Consider the following 18,026-nt stretch of genomic DNA (forward strand, 5'->3'; position numbering starts at 1 on the left):
CACGCCGTCATCCGGCAATGCGCTCTTTCGTAGGCCGGATAAGGCGGTCACGCCGCCATCCGGCAGTGTGCGCTTTCTGTAGGCCGGATAAGGCGGTTACGCCGCCATCCGGCACTGATGATTCGGAAAAGTCCTTTTCAGATACGGCCTCTCTTTATGTCTGCGCGATCGGGTATACTCTGGCGGCAGCCTGGGGATAGTCATGGAGAGTCAATTTGCGCGTCAGCCGCTCGTTAACAATTAAGCAGATGGCAATGGTTGCGGCCGTTGTCCTGGTGTTTGTATTTATTTTTTGCACCGTTTTGCTGTTTCATTTAGTACAGCAGAACCGCTATAACACGGCTACGCAACTGGAAAGTATCGCCCGTTCTGTCCGCGAACCGCTGTCTGCCGCAATCCTGAAAGCGGATATCCCTGAAGCGGAAACCATCCTGGCGCGCATTCAGCCTGCGGGCGTGGTCAGCCGCGCCGACGTGGTGCTGCCGAACCAATTCCAGGCGCTACGAATGAGTTTTATTCCTGAGCGCTCCGTCCCGGTGACGGTGACGCGTCTGTTTGAACTGCCGGTGCAGATCTCGCTGCCGGTCTATTCCCTTGAGCGGCCAGCCAACCCACAGCCGCTGGCGTATCTGGTGCTCCAGGCGGACTCGTTCCGCATGTATAAGTTCGTGATGAGCACGCTCTCGACGTTAGTGACCATTTACTTACTTTTATCGCTGATGCTGACGGTGGCGATAACCTGGTGTATGAACCGCCTGATTGTGCATCCTCTGCGCAAAATCGCCCGGGAGCTTAACGATATCCCGCCGCAGGAGCTGACAGGCCATCAGCTGGCGCTGCCGCGTCTGCATCATGATGATGAGATCGGTATGCTGGTGCGTAGCTACAACCTGAATCAGCAGATTGCCCAGCGTCACAGCATTGAGCAAAACGATCATGCGATGCGCTTTCCGGTTTCCGAGCTTCCCAACAAGGCTTTTCTGATGGGGCTTCTGGAACAGGTTGTGACGCGTCAACAGACGACGGCGTTAATGATTGTCACCTGTGAAACGCTGCGCGATACCGCAGGCGTGCTCAAAGAGACGCAGCGGGAAATCCTGTTGCTTACGCTAGTGGAAAAACTGAAATCGGTGCTGGCGCCGCGAATGGTGCTGACGCAGGTGAGCGGCTTTGATTTCGCCATCATCGCGCACGGCGTAAAAGAACCGTGGCACGCGATTACGTTAGGTCAGCAAGTGCTCACTGTCATTAATGAACGGCTGCCGATCGAAAGCATCCAGCTACGCCCCAGTTGCAGCATTGGGGTGGCGATGTTTTACGGCGACCTGACGGCCGAGGCGCTTTATGGTCGCGCCGTCTCCGCCGCCTTTACCGCCCGCCGCAAAGGTAAAAATCAGATTCAGTTCTTTGACCCGGCGCAGATGGAAGCCGCGCAGCAGAGATTGACGGAAGAGAGCGATATTCTCAACGCGCTGGATAACCACCAGTTCGCTATCTGGCTGCAACCGCAGGTGGAGATGTCCAGCGGTAAGGTCCTGAGCGCAGAAGCATTATTACGCGTGCAGCAGCCGGATGGCAGTTGGGAACTCCCGGAAGGGTTAATTGACCGTATCGAATCCTGCGGTCTGATGGTGACGGTTGGGTACTGGGTGCTGGAAGAGTCCTGTCGCCAGCTTTCCGCCTGGCAGGAGCGTGGCGTGATGATGCCGCTCTCGGTGAATCTTTCCGCATTGCAGCTCATGCACCCGAATATGGTGTCGGATCTGCTGGAGCTGCTAAGCCGCTATCGTATTCAGCCGGATACATTGATTCTGGAAGTAACGGAAAGCCGACGCATCGACGACCCGCATGCCGCCGTCGCCATCCTGCGCCCGCTGCGCAGCGCGGGCGTACGCATCGCGCTGGATGACTTTGGTATGGGATACGCAGGGTTGCGTCAGCTTCAGCACATGAAATCGCTGCCGGTCGATATACTAAAAATCGATAAAATGTTTGTTGAGGGATTGCCGGAGGATGACAGCATGGTTACGGCGATTATCCTGATGGCGCGCAGCCTTAACCTGAAAATGATTGCGGAAGGCGTGGAGACCGAAGCGCAGCGCGACTGGCTGGCGCAGGCAGGGGTGGACGTGGCGCAAGGTTTCTTGTTTGCCCGCGCGGTTCCGCCGGATGTGTTTGAAGAACGTTACCTGAAGAACGCGCAGCCTGATTACAAAACTTAAAAAAGGTCAGACTTGTGCGAGCCAGCTCAAAGTTTTTAACATTTTTGTTTCAATTATGATCCAGGTGCATTTCTGTCATGTTGTGTGGGTGTTATTTTAAGGCCGCAGGTTAACCATAACCTTACAAGACCTGTGGTTTTTACTTCAAGGACACCCTATGAAAACCTCTCTGTTCAAAAGCCTTTACTTTCAGGTCCTGACAGCAATTGCCATTGGTATCCTCCTTGGCCATTACTACCCTGAATTAGGCGCACAAATGAAACCGCTTGGCGACGCGTTCGTTAAGCTGATTAAGATGGTCATCGCACCGGTTATCTTCTGTACTGTCGTTACCGGCATTGCAGGTATGGAAAGCATGAAAGCGGTGGGCCGCACCGGTGCGGTTGCGCTGCTTTACTTTGAGATTGTCAGTACGATTGCGCTGATCATTGGTCTCATTATCGTCAACGTCGTTCAGCCTGGCTCCGGGATGAACGTCGATCCGGCGACGCTGGATGCTAAAGCGGTGGCGATCTACGCCGAACAAGCAAAAGACCAGGGAATCGTGGGCTTCCTGATGGATATCATCCCGGGCAGCGTCATCGGCGCGTTCGCCAGCGGTAATATCCTACAGGTTCTGCTGTTTGCGGTGATGTTCGGCTTTGCGCTGCATCGTCTGGGCAGCAAAGGCCAGCTGATTTTCAACGTGATTGAAAGCTTCTCGCAGGTCATTTTCGGCATCATCAACATGATCATGCGCCTGGCGCCTATCGGTGCTTTCGGTGCGATGGCCTTTACTATCGGTAAATACGGCGTGGGTACGCTGGTGCAGTTGGGGCAGTTGATTGTCTGCTTCTACATCACCTGTATTCTGTTCGTGGTGGTGGTGCTTGGCTCGATTGCCCGCGCAGCTGGCTTCAGTATTTTTAAATTTATCCGCTACATCCGTGAAGAACTGCTGATTGTGCTGGGGACGTCCTCCTCCGAATCCGTGCTGCCGCGTATGCTGGATAAGATGGAAAAGCTGGGCTGCCGTAAGTCGGTGGTGGGGCTGGTTATTCCCACTGGCTACTCGTTTAACCTGGACGGAACCTCGATCTATCTGACGATGGCGGCGGTGTTTATCGCCCAGGCGACCAACAGTCATATGGATATCTTCCATCAGGTAACCCTGCTGGTGGTGCTGCTGCTCTCCTCGAAAGGGGCGGCCGGGGTAACGGGGAGCGGATTTATCGTGCTGGCTGCGACGATCTCTGCGGTGGGCCACTTACCGGTTGCGGGTCTGGCGCTGATCCTCGGTATCGACCGCTTTATGTCTGAAGCCCGCGCGCTGACCAACCTGGTCGGTAACGGCGTGGCAACGGTCGTTGTGGCGAAGTGGGTGAAAGAACTGGACCACAAAAAGCTGGATGATGTGCTGAATAATCGTGCGCCTGATGGCAAAACGCACGAATTATCCTCTTAATCTCACCTCTTATGCCCGCAGTCCCTTCCAGGACTGCGGGTGTTTGCGCATAATTGACCCCTGCACCCGAATCACTCAACATGTGGCTTCGGGATTTTTTCACTTCTGGCGTGACATTTTTATGTTCGCGCGGTCTAACACGAAGTGTTTTTAACGTCATATTCAGATAAGCCTTCCAGGCTGTCTTTTTATTACCAGGATTGTTGATCAGGGGTTTACATGCAGGGCACAAAAATTCGACTCTTAGCGGGCAGTCTGCTGATGATGGCTACTGTCGGCTATGTGCAGGCAGATGCGCTCCAGCCTGACCCGGCATGGCAACAGGGGACGCTGGCAAATGGATTACAGTGGCAAGTATTAGCTACCCCGCAGCGCCCAAGCGATCGTATTGAGGTTCGTCTGCTGGTCAATACCGGTTCGCTCACCGAAAGTACGCAACAGAGCGGTTTCAGCCACGCCATTCCCCGTATCGCGCTGACGCAAAGCGGCGGCCTTGACGCCGCGCAAGCACGTTCACTCTGGCAGCAGGGCTTTGACCCCAAACGCCCTGTGCCGCCCGTTATCGTTTCTTATGATTCCACGTTATATAACCTCAGCCTGCCCAACACCCGTAACGATCTGCTAAAAGAGGCGCTCTCTTATCTGGCGCATACCTCCGGCAAACTGTCCATCACGCCAGAGACGGTTGCGCATGCAGTCAATAGTGAAGATATGGTTACCACCTGGCCTATGGACACCAAAGAGGGCTGGTGGCGCTATCGTCTGAAAGGGTCTGCGCTGTTAGGCCACGATCCGGCCGAGCCGCTGAAACAGCCTGTGGATGTGGAGAAACTTAACGCGTTTTACCAGAAATGGTACACCCCGGACGCGATGACGCTGATTATCGTCGGCAACGTGGATGCGCGTTCGGTTTCTGAGCAGATCAACAAAACCTTCGGCGAGTTGCAAGGCAAACGTGAAACGCCTGCGCCGGTGCCGACGCTTTCCCCTCTGCGCGCCGAAGCGGTCAGCATTATGACTGACGCCGTGCGCCAGGATCGTCTCTCCATCATGTGGGATACGCCGTGGCAGCCCATTCGCGAGTCCGCCGCGCTGCTGCGCTACTGGCAGGCGGATTTAGCCCGTGAAGCCCTGTTCTGGCATGTTCAGCAGGCGCTCAGCAAGAACAACGCCAAAGAGATTGGTCTCGGTTTTGACTGCCGGGTGCTGTTCCTGCGTGCGCAGTGCGCGATCAACGTTGAATCTCCCGGCGATAAGCTGAATCTGAACCTGGGGCTGGTGGCGCGTGAACTGGCGAAAGTCCGTGATAACGGCTTGCCGGAAGAGGAGTTTAACGCGCTGGTGGCGCAGAAGAATCTGGAGTTGCAGAAGCTGTTCGCCACTTATGCGCGTACCGATACCGATATCTTGATCAGCCAACGGATGCGCTCGTTGCAAAATCAGGTGGTCGATATTGCCCCGGAACAGTACCAGCGTTTACGGCAGAACTTCCTGAATAACCTGACCGTTGAGATGTTGAATCAAAACCTGCGTCAGCAGCTATCGCAAGATATGGCGTTGATTCTGCTTCAGCCGAAGGGCGAACCGGAGCTGAATATGAAGGACCTACAGGCAACGTGGGATCAAATCATGGCGCCAGTAACAGCAGCAGCAACAAGCGCAGAAACCGATGATGTCCACCCGGAAGTTACGGATATCCCGGCTGCGCAGTAGCAGTAGGCCGGATAAGGCGGTCACGCCGCCATCCGGCGAGAATGTCATGCCCGATGGCGCTACGCTTATCCGGCCTACAGTGCGGTTATTGCGGCATCGCATCGCGTGGGATAATCGCCCCGCGATGCTGAATGACCGTGCTGGCGGTCAGGTGCCCGCGCTGTGCGGCCCCGGCAGCGTCGCCGCCGGTTAAACGTATTGCCAGATACCCGGCGCTAAAGGAGTCGCCCGCTGCGGTGGTGTCGATCACTTTCTCTTTTGGCAATTTCACCGCCGGAACGTCAATCACCTCTTCGCCTTTGATGGAAACCAGGCAGGAATCTGCGCCGCGTTTCACCACCACTTCCTGGACGCCTGCGTCGTGCGTGCGGGCAATGACCTCGGCAACCGGCTTTTCACCCCACAACGCGTCTTCATCATCCAGCGTCAGGAACGCGATATCCGTGCATTCCAGCATCTGCTGATATACCTGCTGCGTCTCTTCTTTGCTTGCCCACAGGCGCGGGCGATAGTTGTTGTCAAAAATGACTTTCCCGCCGTTGGCGCGGCATTCGCGCAGCAGCGACAGTAATTTATCGCGGCTGGACGGGCTTAAAATGGCAAGGCTGATCCCGCTCAGGTAGAGGTAGTCGAAGGTCGCCAGCTCTTCGCAGATTGCCGCAGACTGCTCGCTCTCCAGCCAGAATTTCGCTGCCGCCTCGTTGCGCCAGTAATAGAAAGTGCGTTCGCCAGTGCTGTCCGTCTCGATGTAATAGAGGCCCGGTAGACGGTTTTCCATGCGCTGAGTGAGGGAGGTATCGACATTTTCGCCTTGCCATGAATCCAGCATTTGCTGGCTGAAGCTGTCAGTGCCCAGCGCCGTCACGTAGTGTACGGACAAGGCCGCAGAATCGACCTGACGGGCGATGTAAACGGATGTATTCAACGTGTCGCCACCGAAACCGCGCTGAACGTCTGCGCCTTTCTGTGACAGCTCAATCATGCATTCGCCAATCACGGCAATCTTTTTGGACATAGTCGTGAACCTGCTCTGAAAAAAATTAGCGTTAGTGTGCGCTGTGGTGTATTCAGCGGTCAACTATATTAAAACATCGTTCCATTATTTTTTTGAGCCAACGCGTATTCTGTGTTGATTTTTGTCATGCTGTTTCTATTTTGCGGGACGCTGAACATAAAGTTCTTTGCCAGAGCGCCGATAACCTTTGACGAGTCCGGGCAGTCACACTCTCATTAACAGGACATCTGAGATGATAAAGCAGGTTATCCAGCAGCTAAGCATTCCTGAGGCAAGCATTGAAAGCTTGCAGGAGCGGCGCTTTTGGTTGCAGTGCGAACGTGCTTACACTTATCAGCCAATCTACCAGACCAACGGGCGATTGATGGCCGTGGAACTGCTGACGGTTGTGGTACACCCGGATAACCCTTCCCGGCGCGTTGCCCCGGATCGCTATTTTGCCGAACTGGCGGTAAGACACCGCGTGGATGTGGTGAAAGAACAGCTCCAGTTTCTGGAGCAGAAAGCCGATTTTTTCATGCGTCATGACCTGCTGGCCTCGGTCAATGTCGATGGCCCGACGCTGATCGCGATGCGTCAGCAGCCAGAGGTATTGAAAACGATTGAGCGCCTGCCCTGGCTGCGATTCGAACTGGTGGAACATATTCGTTTACCGAAAGACTCTTCGTTCGCCTCAATGTGTGAATTCGGTCCGCTCTGGCTGGATGATTTCGGCACCGGCATGGCGAATTTCTCTGCCCTGAGCGAAGTGCGTTACGACTACATCAAAGTGGCGCGGGATCTGTTTGTGATGCTGCGCCAGACGCCGGAAGGGCGAAACCTCTTTACGCTGCTGCTGCAACTGATGAACCGCTATTGCCGCGGCGTTATCGTCGAAGGCGTGGAAACACTGGAAGAGTGGCGCGATGTACAACGTTCGCCCGCTTTCGCGGCGCAGGGGTATTTTCTGTCGCGTCCTGTTCCGCTGGAGAACCTTGAACAGGTGATCCTGATGCTGTAATACCCGCTGTTTCCCGGAATGGCGCGTCTTTCACGCGGTATTCCAGGACGCAGCCTGCCTCTCTTTTCCGTTTGCTGGACTATCTTTAGGACTGGCAAGGAAAGAAGTGAGGAAGTAAAACATGACGAAAGCAGGCAAAATAACCGCTGCCGTATCAGGGACTTTGTTGTTGTTGATCGTCGTACTCATCGTCCTGATTGCGACATTTGACTGGAATCGCCTCAAACCGACCATCAACCAGAAAGTCTCTACAGAACTCAACCGGCCATTCGCCATTCGCGGCGATCTGGGCGTGGTGTGGGAACGTCAAAAACAGGAAACCGGCTGGCGAAGCTGGGTGCCCTGGCCGCACGTTCATGCCGAAGACATTATCCTCGGCAATCCGCCGGATATCCCCGAAGTCACGATGGTGCATCTCCCGCGCGTTGAAGCCACGCTGGCGCCGCTGGCGTTGCTGACCAAAACCGTCTGGCTGCCGTGGATCAAACTGGTGAAGCCTGACGCCCGCCTTATCCGCCTCTCGGAGAAAAACAATAACTGGACCTTCACTCTTGCGGCTGACGAGAAAAACGATCCCAATGCGCAGCCGTCTGCCTGGTCGTTCCGTCTGGATACGATTTTGTTCGATCAGGGGCGCATCGCCATTGACGATCAGGTCAGCAAAGCCGATATCGAGATCCTGGTTGATCCGCTGGGTAAACCGCTGCCTTTTAGCGAAGTCACGGGAGCCAAAAGCAACAACGACAACAACAACGTGGGGGATTATGTTTTCGGCCTTAAGGCGCAGGGGCGTTATAACGGGGAACCGCTGACCGGCACGGGCAAAATTGGCGGTATGCTGGCGTTACGCAGCGAAGGCGCGCCTTTCCCGGTGCAGGCTGACTTCCGCTCGGGCAATACTCGCGTGGCCTTTGCCGGGGTGGTCAACGATCCGCTGAACATGGGCGGCGTCGATCTCCAGCTTAAGTTTTCCGGCGACTCGCTGGGCGAATTGTACGATCTGACCGGCGTACTGCTGCCGGACACGCCGCCGTTTGAAACGGACGGTCGCCTGGTGGCGAAAATCGATACGGAGACATCCTCGGTTTTTGACTACCGCAATTTTAATGGCCGCATCGGCGACAGCGATATTCACGGCTCTCTTGCTTACACCACCGGCAAGCCGCGCCCCAAACTGGAAGGGGATGTGGAGTCGCGCCAGCTTCGCCTGGCTGACCTGGGGCCGCTGATCGGCGTGGATTCCGGGAAGGGGGCGCAACAGTCGAAACGCGCCGAGCAAAGCAAGGGCGAAAAGAGCATTCAGCCTGCCGACAAAGTGCTGCCTTATGACCGCTTTGAAACCGATAAATGGGACGTGATGGATGCCGACGTGCGTTTTAAGGGCGGGCGTATTGAGCACGGCAGCAGCCTGCCGGTCAGCGATCTCTCTACCCATATCATCCTGAAAAATGCCGATTTAGGTTTGCAGCCGCTGAAGTTTGGCCTGGCTGGCGGCAGCATTGTCTCCAGCATTCATCTGGAAGGGGATAAAAAGCCGATGCAGGGAAGGGCGAATATCCAGGCGCGTCGTCTTAAACTGAAAGCGCTGATGCCGGATGTCGAACTGGTGCAGAAAACATTGGGCGAAATGAACGGTGACGCGGATATCCGGGGAAGCGGCAATTCAGTGGCGGCGCTGTTAGGTAACAGTAATGGCAACCTGAAGTTGCTGATGAACGATGGCGTGATCAGCCGCAACCTGATGGAGATTGTCGGCCTGAACGTGGGTAACTTTATTGTCGGGCAGATATTTGGCGACGATGAGGTACGGGTCAACTGCGCGGCGGCTAATCTTGACATCGTTAATGGCGTTGCGCGCCCGCAAATCTTTGCTTTTGATACGGAAAATGCGTTGGTTAACGTCACCGGAACCGCGAGTTTCGCCTCTGAGCAACTGGATTTAACCATCGATCCAGAGAGCAAAGGGATTCGTATTATTACGCTGCGTTCGCCGCTGTATGTGCGCGGGTCGTTTAAAAACCCGCAGGCGGGGGTGAAAGCCGGGCCGCTGATCGCGCGAGGCGCGGTCGCTGCGGCGCTGGCGACGTTAGTCACGCCAGCCGCCGCGCTTCTGGCGTTGATTTCCCCGTCAGAAGGCGATGCGAATCAGTGTCGGACGATTTTGTCGCAGATGAAGAAATGATGATAGTGCCGGATGGCGGTGTAAACACCTTATCCGGCCTACGGGTGATGGCGGTCAAATCACAACGACTGGTGGCGCGTCTCGTGGGTCAACAGCAGCGCAATCAGCGTCAGGGCGGCCATTGACGCCAGATAGGTGCCGACCGCCGCCAGACCGTAGTTCCCCTGCAACCATGCGGCAATATATGGCGCTACGGACGCGCCAAGAATTGACGACACGTTATACGAGAAGGATGCGCCGGTGTAGCGAACTTCTGTCGGGAACAGCTCCGGCAACAGCGCGCCCATCGGGCCGAAGGTCAGCCCCATCAGACTCAGCCCCAGCAGCAGGAAAACGAATATCAATGCCGGATTACCGGAACCGAGCAACGGTTTAAAGGCAAACAGCGCGAACAGAATGATCATTGTCGTGATAATGACCATGCTCTTACGGCGACCAAAAGCGTCTGCCAGCAGGCCCGCAACTGGCACCATCACGCCAAAGCCGATCACCGCCAGCATCAACATCCACAACACCTCGTTACGCGGTAAACCGAGCCCCGCAGGAGCGGCTGCGGTACTGTACGTCATGGAATAGACCGTCATGATGTAGAACAGCGTATAGGTCGCCAGCATGATGAATGTCCCGAGTACTGTTACGCGTACGTGCCGGGTCAGCAGGGTGCCCAGCGGGATTTTCACCTGCTTTTTCGCCGCAGCGACCTTAGCGAATACCGGTGTTTCATGCAGCGAGACGCGGACGTACAGGCCGATAATGACCAGCACCGCAGAGAAAATGAACGGTAAACGCCAGCCCCAGGTCATGAACTGCTCATCGGTCAGCAGCCAGGAGAGGAGCAGGAACGTGCCGTTGGCGAAGAAGAAGCCGATAGGCGCGCCAAGCTGCGGGAAAGAGCCGTACAGCGCGCGCTTGCGCGGCGGGGCGTTTTCGGTCGCCAGCAGCGCCGCGCCGCCCCATTCTCCGCCGAGACCCAGACCCTGGCCAAAGCGCGCCAGCGCCAGCAGCAGTGGGGCGAAAATGCCAATGGTGGCATAGCCCGGCAGCAGGCCGATCACGACGGTGGAGATCCCCATCGTCAGCAATGACGCCACCAGCGTCACTTTACGCCCGACGCGGTCGCCGAAGTGGCCGAATAGCGCAGAGCCAATTGGACGCGCGACAAAGGCGATGGCGAAGGTGGCGAGGGACTGAAGCGTTGCCGCTGCCGGATCGCCCTGCGGGAAGAAAATATGGGGGAACACGATTACCGCGGCAGTCGCGTAAATGTAGAAGTCGAAGAACTCAATGGCGGTGCCGATGAGGGAGGCAACGACGACTTTATTTCGCGAGTTTACCGGAACGTGTTCCTGTTCGTTGTCGAGTGTGGTGGCGGTTGCTTGCATAGTATTTTCTTATTTTTTGGCGAACGAACGGCCATATTACGCACAGCAAAAGCGACATTTCAATCTGTAACAAAGCGGGATTTCGCTCAAATAATGGTCAAAAAGGGGATAATGTTTAGACCTGTGATTTCACGTCTATGAAATGCTTCACACAATTTTAAACTTAGAGGATAAAACTGGTTTTAGGTTAAATAAAAGTTACGGTCTGGATTTATATGCTGCAATGCGTGCCGTATAAGGCGTAGCGACCTGCCGGGCGGTAGGCCGGATAAGCATCGCGCCATCCGGCATCAAATGATGAACTAGCGGTGGGTTTTCCCTGGCATACGCGGGTCGTCTTTGTATTCGGCGGTGGCTATCCAGGCCGCACAAAACAGCGTCAGGCGGGCAAAGAAGTAGAAGAACGCCATCAGGCCAAGCACGGAACCGAATGCGGCGCCAGACGGGGATTTCACCAGGGAAGGCAGCGTGTAGGTCATGATGATTTTGATCACCTCAAAACCGATCGCGGCGATAAACGTACCGCGAATCAATGCCTTCTTGCGCGGTCGGTGGCGCGGTAGCCGCCAGAAAATCCAGAAGAACAGCAGGTAGTTGGCGAAAATCGAAATGGCCAGCCCAATCAACCGCCAGGCGGGTTTTAGCCACTCAATGCTGTCGAGATACAGCGCGGAGATAATCATCTGCTGCGCAGAACCGGCAATCGAGGTAATGGACAGCGTGATAATCAGCGCAACCAACAGCCCAATCAGCGAGACAAAATCGCGCAGGTATTTTATCCAGATTTTTTCCTGATCCTGCGGGGTGCGCTCCCACACGTCCCGAGACTGGGCGCGAATCGCTTCACGCAGGTTGCCCATCCAGTTGATCCCGGAATAGAGCGCAATGCCCAGCCCCACCAGGCCGACGGTGGTTCGCTGCTGAACGGCGGTGTTGATAGTGCTTTTCAGCGTGGACGCCAGCGTAGGGTCGCTGACGTTCATCAGGATTTTATTGAAAATGTCCTCTAATAGCGTGGGATGCGACGCGAGAATAAAACCGGCGGCGGCAAACGACACCATCAGGACAGGGATCATCGACAGAAACGAGAAATAGGTGATCGCGGCGCCAAACTGGTTGCCCAGCCGATCGTTAAAACGCTCTGCGGCGCGGATCAGGTGGGCAATCACCGGCTGACGCTGGATTCTCGCTGCCGTCGTGGAGACCGTTTTGAGCGCCTGGGTGGCCTTGTTGTTTGTTTCTGGTTCGTCACGATCGTGCGTCTCCACTTTGGGCACCGGCGCATGGTCGAGTTCCTGAATAGGGCGTTTTACGTCTTTTTCCTGCGTCATCAGGTCGATAGTCCTTCTTTTGTTAACTCTCAGAACAGTATAGCGTGTCAGTCCACGTAGTCTTTCATTACGCCGGTCAGCCACTCCATAAACAGGTGCACCCGGCGGGAGAGGTTGCGGCGATGCGGGTAGAGCAGGGACACCGGCATTGGGTCAGCGCGATACTGCGGCAGGATCTCGATGAGCGTTCCGGCGCGCAATGCCTCGCGAACGCCGATGCGCGGCACCTGAATGATTCCCAGCCCCGCCAGGCAGGCGGCATGGTAAGTCTCGGTGCTGTTGACCGTCAGAATGCCGCCGGTTTTAATCCACTGCGTGCCGTTTGCCGTTGCCACTTCGAAGCCTTGCGGGCGCGTGCCCAGATTGACGGAATAATGAACCACCGCATGCGAGGCCAGATCGTCCAGACCTTCTGGGTAGCCAAAACGCGCCAGATACTGCGGACTGGCGCAGTTAATGACCGACAGCTTTCCCAACGGGCGGGCGATCAACCCGGAATCCTTTAGCGCCCCGACCCGCACCACGCAGTCGAACCCTTCCCGTATCAAATCCACCAGGCGATCGCTGCTGCTGAGTTCCAGCTCAATACCCGGATATTGCTGTAAAAACGCGGGCAGGCGCGGTATCACCAGGTTCTTAGCGACCCCAACCGGCATATCGACCCGCAGCTTGCCGCTGATGCTGGCCGGGTCGTGCTGGAATAAACCGTCCAGCTCGTCCAGGTTCGTCAGCAGATCTTTCGCACGTTCGTAATACACCATTCCGTCCTGAGTAAGCTGAACCCGCCGGGTGGTGCGGTGCAGCAACTGCGTGCCGAGGTGGTTTTCCAGCGCCTGTATCTGGCGGGATACGCTACCTTTAGGAAGGCCTGATGTTTCGGCGGCGCGGGAAAAACTCTCCAGTTCAGCGACGCGAATGAACAACTGCATTGCGTGAATTTTATCCATCGCGAGGTCCCGGTGTTGTTCTGAATGAAACAGTGAAGCGCATTTCGCTACATTTATTGTTTTTCTAACACCTAATAAGCTCTTTCTCAATCTTCACAACACCTGAAATGAGGTTTCTTATGACGCAACGTATCGCATTAGTGACCGGCGGCAGCCGAGGGCTCGGTAAAAACGCGGCGCTTAAGCTGGCGAGCAGAGGAATCGGGATCATTCTGACGTGGAACAGCAATGAAAAAGAGGCGCAGCAGGTCGTGCATGAAATTACGCAATCAGGCGGGAAAGCCGCAGCATTGCAGTTGAATGTCGGGGATATTTCGGGATTCCCGGCGTTTGTTGAAAAGGTGCGGGAAACCCTGAAAACGGAGTGGCAGCGTGATTCGTTTGATTATTTATTGAACAATGCCGGAATCGGCATCAACGCGCCGTATTCGACCTTCACTGAAGCGCAGTTTGACCAGCTTTTGAACATTCAGTTTAAAGGGCCGTTTTTCCTGACTCAGGGGCTGTTACCCCTGCTGAAGAATGGCGGCAGGATCCTCAATGTGTCGACGGGGCTGGCCCGTTTTGCGTTGCCTGGCTACAGCGCTTATGCCGCGATGAAGGGGGCGATGGAAGTGCTGACGCGTTATCAGGCAAAAGAGCTGGGCGAGCGCGGCATTAGCGTGAACATTATTGCGCCGGGAGCCATTGAAACTGATTTTGGCGGCGGCAATGTGCGGGACAACGAACAACTGAATGCGTATATCGCGTCACAAACCGCCCTGGGACGGGTCGGTTTGCCGGACGATATTGGTGATGCCATCGCCGCGTTGCTCAGCGATGAACTGGGCTGGATGACCGCGCAGCGTATCGAAGTGTCGGGCGGCATGTTCTTATAATCAGGATGATAATATTAAGCGGGTGGTTTACACCCGCAACATTAATTTAGATTAAGGATAAACTTATTTCAGAAACGCTGTTTTATTCCTGACGTTAATTTTAATATTCCGCGATGACTGTTCATCGACTCCTCTTTATTTCCCTCGCCGCCCACAATAAATTTCTCAACCTTTGCGTTATAGTCACTGTAATGCCAAAAAAATCTGTTATATCTATCAAAACAGATAATTAAAATAATATTAAAAGCCTTCTTTATGGAGGGGCTTTTTTAGGGACGATCATGACGAATAACGCTTCGCAGGCGATGCATTCGCCTTTTGAACACTGTCTGGGCATCATCCGTCAGGCGTCAGTGGAGATCCTGCTGCTGCTGGGCGTACATGTTGCGGAAGGAAAAGAACCGCGCTGGTTTATGGAACAACTGGATCAAGCCCGCCTTAATTTAGGCGGCTGGAGCGTGGTGGCAAAAAAATTACATATAAACGATGCGCAACTGAGCCAGTTTATGCTGCATTTGCGACATCTCCAGCAGTATGTTCCGCAATATGACAGCGGGAAGGATGTCAGTGAAAACCAACTGCTTGCCGCCCTGCGTTTTGTGGCGTCGCTGGAACAACTGCGCCAGCGGCAGCCGCTTCTCACTTATCAAACTGATATTGATGCAGGCAATCAGGACGCGCAAATACAGGCCCGGCGTCAGCTGCGGGCGATTGAACTCACGCTGAAAGCGCTTATTTCGCAGGTGTGGCCAGATCGTCATCAGTTGAATAGCTACCTGAAGCTGCATTTTGGCGCCGATCGTCTGCGACGCTGGTTAAAACTCAGCGAAGGACAGGATGCGCTCAGCGCGATGCTGTTCAGCGAGCTGGCATTGATGGTGGTCGATAAAAAGTCGTTTGCCCGTCACTATTCCGCATTTTTCAAAGACGCGTCTGCGCTGACGCTGTTTGTTGAGCCGCGTACGACCCTGCGTATGTTCCTTGAGGATTGCCGTCAGGCGCGTAACGGCATCATCGCCGGGCAGCCGCTCAGTTCCGTACAGTTGTCGCTACTGGATTGTCAGTTCCGCCAGATCACCCGCTCGGTACAGCGGGCGTTTAATGAAAAACGCACCCGCATAAATCCGGCTTCGTTTATGGCGTCCGATGAGGGCGTGGTGGAGAAATTCTGGGAGGAGGCGCGAGAAAAAGACGCGCTGGCGGGGGGAGATAACCAGGAAATTGGCGAGAGTATTGAACCGCCTCACAAGCGACAGCAGCGGACGGCTGAAGAGCGTGAGCAGCTGATTTCCGGGGTGTTGTGGGGCGGGGTTGGCGCAATGGTGCTGGCGATTCTGGTGGGGGCGTTTTGGTTGTTCAGCTCACCGCCTCCCTCTGCTGCGCCCGTACAACGCGACGAGGTCATGCAGGATGACGCCCGGCTTGAGGCGCCCTCCGCGCGGGAAACCATGAGCCGCATGGGGATCACCTGGGACCCGTTTAATATGCGCTCGGCGATCGACCGTAATGATACGCGCGTTACGGCGTTGTTCTTACAGGGCGGGATGAACTGGCAGCTGGCCTGGACCGAACAGGCGTTTTCGACGGGCAACGCCGATGTGCTGCAGCTGCTGCTGCGCTACCCTTCGCTGATGGATGAGGTAAAACCCTGCCGACGCTTCCTGACGTCGCTGAGCCACGCCATGCTGAACGGAGCGTCGCTGACGTCGCTGCATAAAAAGTATCTGCAAAGTTTTTGTACCGTTCCGGCGGTGGTGATGCGCCAGCAGCATGATATGGAGCAGGCCCGGCTGCGTGTTCAGGCCGAGCCCAGCGTGGAAAACAAAAAATGGTTAAAGATTCAGACCGCCATTTATAACGTGATTCGGTAACGCCGCTATGGTTCGCCGTATAAACCAATCAAACGGCGAACCACGCCATTGGTCCAGCCAAACCCATCCTGCAACGGATATTCCCCGCCGCCCCCTTCACGCGGCGTGCCGCAGGCAATATGGTACTTTTCGATCAGTTTATGGTGCTGCTGGTAAAAAATATTGACGGTTTTTAACCAGTTGCGGGCAATTTCATCCCCCAGCATATCGTCGCCGTACAGCTTGAAGCCCTGGATTGCCATCCACTGTAGCGGCGCCCAGCCGTTAGGCTTATCCCATTGCTCGCCGGTTTCATACTCTGTCGCCATGATCCCGCCAGGTGTCAGCAGACGGCTGCGAACGGCGTTAGCGAGGCGGTCTGCCTGCTCGTGAGTCGCCATGCCGACGTACAGCGGCACGATACTGGCGGCGGAAAAGAGCGCCATTTGCTCGCGCCGCCAGTCGTAATCCCGATAGCAGCCATTCTCGTCATCCCACAGATAGCGGTTTACGGCGGCGCGGCGATCGCTGGCTTTCTGGCGAAATGTCGCTTCGGTTTCACGGTCGCCTTTCAGGGCGGAAATGTTGGCAATCGCGCTCTCCAGTTTGTAGAGGAAAGCGTTCAGATCGATGGGGATGAACTGGGTTGTGCGGATGCTGGCCAGCCGGCTTGCATCGCGCAGCCAGCGTGATGAGTAATCCCAACCGGAGGCCGCGCCAGCACGGAGATCCCGGTATACCTCATTGGCCGGGCGACCCGAATGTTTGGCGGTTTCCACATCCTCCAGCCACGATTCGTCGCGGGGGGTGTCGCGATCGTCCCAGTAGCGGTTGAGCAGGGAACCGTCCGGCATTCTGATGACGTGGCGATAGGCCTGGTTGAGCACCAGAGATTCCGCGCCGTCCATCCAGAAGGCGTACTCCATTTTCAGATGATCCAGATAGCGCCGCGCCCCGCGCACGCCATCCTCTTCGAACAGTTCGACCATCAGCGCAAAGACCGGCGGCTGCGAGCGGCTCAAATAATATGTGCGGTTTCCGTTGGGAATGTGGCCGTAATTTTCAATCATCCACGCGAAGTTGTCCGCCATACATTTCAGCAGGTCTTCCCGGCCGCTTTCCGCCAGGCCCAGCATGGTGAAATAGGAGTCCCAGTAGTAGGTTTCGCTAAAACGTCCGCCCGGCACGATATAGGATTGCGGCAGCGCCAGCAGCGAGGACCAGGGAATGTGATCCTGCGGCTCACGCGTCAGCACCGGCCAGAGCTGATCAATATGCTCTTTCAGTGAGTTTTCCGGGTTGGAGACATATTCACTGGACCAGGTTTCCGGTAGCCAGAAGTGATTTTCAACAAAGCGCAGCAGGTCAAAGTCGCGGTGTCGTCTGACCTTACGGTAGCGGATCAGAATATCCAGCGGGTCCATTTTCGGCGCGCAGTCGGGGAAAGTTTTACTGTCGGCAAAAAGCCGGGATGATTGCACATGCTCGAACAGCTCAAGATAGCGATCGGCTGGGGTAAGGGCGTCGGAGGCGGGTAGCCCCTCAATCATCTCAGGTTCCGGTTCTGCCTCGATCATTTCATCCAGCTTTAACTCGCACGGATCCGTTTCATAAAGCAGATCGATTTCGATCGTTAATTCGTCGGATGGGGCGGGGTGTAATTTCTGGTTGAGCATAATGAGAAGGACCTCCGGATTGCGTCGTAAATGATACGGGTGTTGCCCGGCTGTCTATTAAGCGTAGACATTCGCTTCGGTATATGAGGTGCAAACTGTGCGATAGATCACGCTTTGTTAATGCGTGAAAAAGAGTCTTTAAATATAGATTACTGATAATAATATAAAAAATATGGAATAGCCGTAACAGGAAGATTTTCACTTTCAGAACATTCGATTGCAACGAGTTATGAATACCGACGCCGAAAGACCCTTCTTATAATAGGGAAAAGCTATCTTATCGATAGTTTATCCCCATGTAATTGCTTGATACTTATCAAAAACCCTTCGCCTGTATTTCCTATGATGGCTATGTCTAATAAAGACATACGCCTGATTTATGTTCA

General features: G+C 55.1%; 12 protein-coding genes. 7 read left to right on the plus strand and 5 right to left on the minus strand.

Translation table 11 applies throughout. The features are described from left to right. Positions 1 to 215 precede the first annotated feature (215 nt). The 3 genes from hmsP (at position 216) to OGX84_RS06880 (ending at position 5,379) form a co-directional block, all read left to right on the plus strand. Entirely contained in the window at positions 216 to 2,222 is a 2,007-nt protein-coding gene (hmsP, locus tag OGX84_RS06870) for a biofilm formation regulator HmsP (protein ID WP_024131042.1), read from the plus strand. 157 nt (positions 2,223 to 2,379) lie between these two features. Next, positions 2,380 to 3,666, plus strand: coding sequence for a C4-dicarboxylate transporter DctC (gene dctA, locus OGX84_RS06875; protein WP_012135654.1), 1,287 nt, complete (start codon positions 2,380 to 2,382; stop codon positions 3,664 to 3,666). Positions 3,667 to 3,885: 219 nt separating this feature from the next. Continuing rightward, the gene (locus OGX84_RS06880; protein WP_112001427.1) at positions 3,886 to 5,379 is read left to right on the plus strand and encodes a M16 family metallopeptidase; all 1,494 of its coding nucleotides are present in this window, start codon (positions 3,886 to 3,888) and stop codon (positions 5,377 to 5,379) included. A gap of 85 nt (positions 5,380 to 5,464) precedes the next feature. Here OGX84_RS06880 and kdgK read toward each other — a convergent pair whose 3' ends face one another. Continuing rightward, a complete protein-coding gene (kdgK, locus tag OGX84_RS06885; RefSeq protein ID WP_012135652.1) occupies positions 5,465 to 6,394 on the minus strand; it encodes a 2-dehydro-3-deoxygluconokinase in 930 nt (309 codons plus the stop codon). Between the two features lie 232 nt (positions 6,395 to 6,626). Here kdgK and pdeH point away from each other — a divergent pair, with 232 nt between their 5' ends. Both pdeH and OGX84_RS06895 read left to right on the plus strand, forming a co-directional pair. After that, positions 6,627 to 7,394 (plus strand): cyclic-guanylate-specific phosphodiesterase, encoded by a 768-nt coding sequence (gene pdeH, locus OGX84_RS06890; RefSeq protein WP_012135651.1) that lies wholly within the window; start codon positions 6,627 to 6,629, stop codon positions 7,392 to 7,394. A gap of 121 nt (positions 7,395 to 7,515) precedes the next feature. Next, positions 7,516 to 9,576, plus strand: a complete 2,061-nt coding sequence (locus tag OGX84_RS06895) for an AsmA family protein (RefSeq protein WP_286457604.1) — start codon at positions 7,516 to 7,518, stop codon at positions 9,574 to 9,576. A 59-nt stretch (positions 9,577 to 9,635) separates the two neighbouring features. Here the strand turns inward: OGX84_RS06895 and OGX84_RS06900 are convergent, their stop codons facing one another. The 3 genes from OGX84_RS06900 to OGX84_RS06910 form a co-directional block, all read right to left on the minus strand. Then, on the minus strand, positions 9,636 to 10,958 hold the full coding sequence (locus tag OGX84_RS06900) for an MFS transporter (RefSeq protein ID WP_049011539.1): 1,323 nt from the start codon (positions 10,956 to 10,958) through the stop codon (positions 9,636 to 9,638). A 302-nt stretch (positions 10,959 to 11,260) separates the two neighbouring features. Further along, complete coding sequence (gene yhjD / locus OGX84_RS06905; protein ID WP_012135646.1) at positions 11,261 to 12,289, minus strand: inner membrane protein YhjD; 1,029 nt, start codon at positions 12,287 to 12,289, stop codon at positions 11,261 to 11,263. A gap of 47 nt (positions 12,290 to 12,336) precedes the next feature. Next, complete coding sequence (locus tag OGX84_RS06910; protein ID WP_012135645.1) at positions 12,337 to 13,236, minus strand: LysR family transcriptional regulator; 900 nt, start codon at positions 13,234 to 13,236, stop codon at positions 12,337 to 12,339. A 119-nt stretch (positions 13,237 to 13,355) separates the two neighbouring features. Here OGX84_RS06910 and OGX84_RS06915 point away from each other — a divergent pair, with 119 nt between their 5' ends. Both OGX84_RS06915 and OGX84_RS06920 read left to right on the plus strand, forming a co-directional pair. Beyond that, a complete protein-coding gene (locus OGX84_RS06915) occupies positions 13,356 to 14,114 on the plus strand; it encodes an SDR family NAD(P)-dependent oxidoreductase (protein ID WP_024131041.1) in 759 nt (252 codons plus the stop codon). 281 nt (positions 14,115 to 14,395) lie between these two features. Then, positions 14,396 to 15,985 carry an STY4199 family HEPN domain-containing protein gene (locus tag OGX84_RS06920; RefSeq protein ID WP_104868064.1) on the plus strand — a complete coding sequence of 530 codons (1,590 nt, stop codon included), beginning with the start codon at positions 14,396 to 14,398 and terminating at the stop codon, positions 15,983 to 15,985. Between the two features lie 5 nt (positions 15,986 to 15,990). Here the strand turns inward: OGX84_RS06920 and OGX84_RS06925 are convergent, their stop codons facing one another. Further along, the gene (locus OGX84_RS06925) at positions 15,991 to 17,640 is read right to left on the minus strand and encodes an alpha,alpha-trehalase (protein WP_112001429.1); all 1,650 of its coding nucleotides are present in this window, start codon (positions 17,638 to 17,640) and stop codon (positions 15,991 to 15,993) included. Positions 17,641 to 18,026: the final 386 nt, after the last annotated feature.

The sequence above is a fragment of the Citrobacter sp. CK202 genome, from assembly GCF_030333225.1.
Classification (GTDB): domain Bacteria; phylum Pseudomonadota; class Gammaproteobacteria; order Enterobacterales; family Enterobacteriaceae; genus Citrobacter_B; species Citrobacter_B koseri.

Coding starts and splice junctions, on each gene's coding strand:
- OGX84_RS06925 (WP_112001429.1), bottom strand. CDS start 17,640: ATGCTCAACCAGAAATTACACCCCGCCCCATCCGACGAATTAACGATC.
- OGX84_RS06900 (WP_049011539.1), bottom strand. CDS start 10,958: ATGCAAGCAACCGCCACCACACTCGACAACGAACAGGAACACGTTCCG.
- OGX84_RS06915 (WP_024131041.1), top strand. CDS start 13,356: ATGACGCAACGTATCGCATTAGTGACCGGCGGCAGCCGAGGGCTCGGT.
- OGX84_RS06920 (WP_104868064.1), top strand. CDS start 14,396: ATGACGAATAACGCTTCGCAGGCGATGCATTCGCCTTTTGAACACTGT.
- yhjD (WP_012135646.1), bottom strand. CDS start 12,289: ATGACGCAGGAAAAAGACGTAAAACGCCCTATTCAGGAACTCGACCAT.
- kdgK (WP_012135652.1), bottom strand. CDS start 6,394: ATGTCCAAAAAGATTGCCGTGATTGGCGAATGCATGATTGAGCTGTCA.
- pdeH (WP_012135651.1), top strand. CDS start 6,627: ATGATAAAGCAGGTTATCCAGCAGCTAAGCATTCCTGAGGCAAGCATT.
- OGX84_RS06910 (WP_012135645.1), bottom strand. CDS start 13,236: ATGGATAAAATTCACGCAATGCAGTTGTTCATTCGCGTCGCTGAACTG.
- dctA (WP_012135654.1), top strand. CDS start 2,380: ATGAAAACCTCTCTGTTCAAAAGCCTTTACTTTCAGGTCCTGACAGCA.
- OGX84_RS06895 (WP_286457604.1), top strand. CDS start 7,516: ATGACGAAAGCAGGCAAAATAACCGCTGCCGTATCAGGGACTTTGTTG.
- OGX84_RS06880 (WP_112001427.1), top strand. CDS start 3,886: ATGCAGGGCACAAAAATTCGACTCTTAGCGGGCAGTCTGCTGATGATG.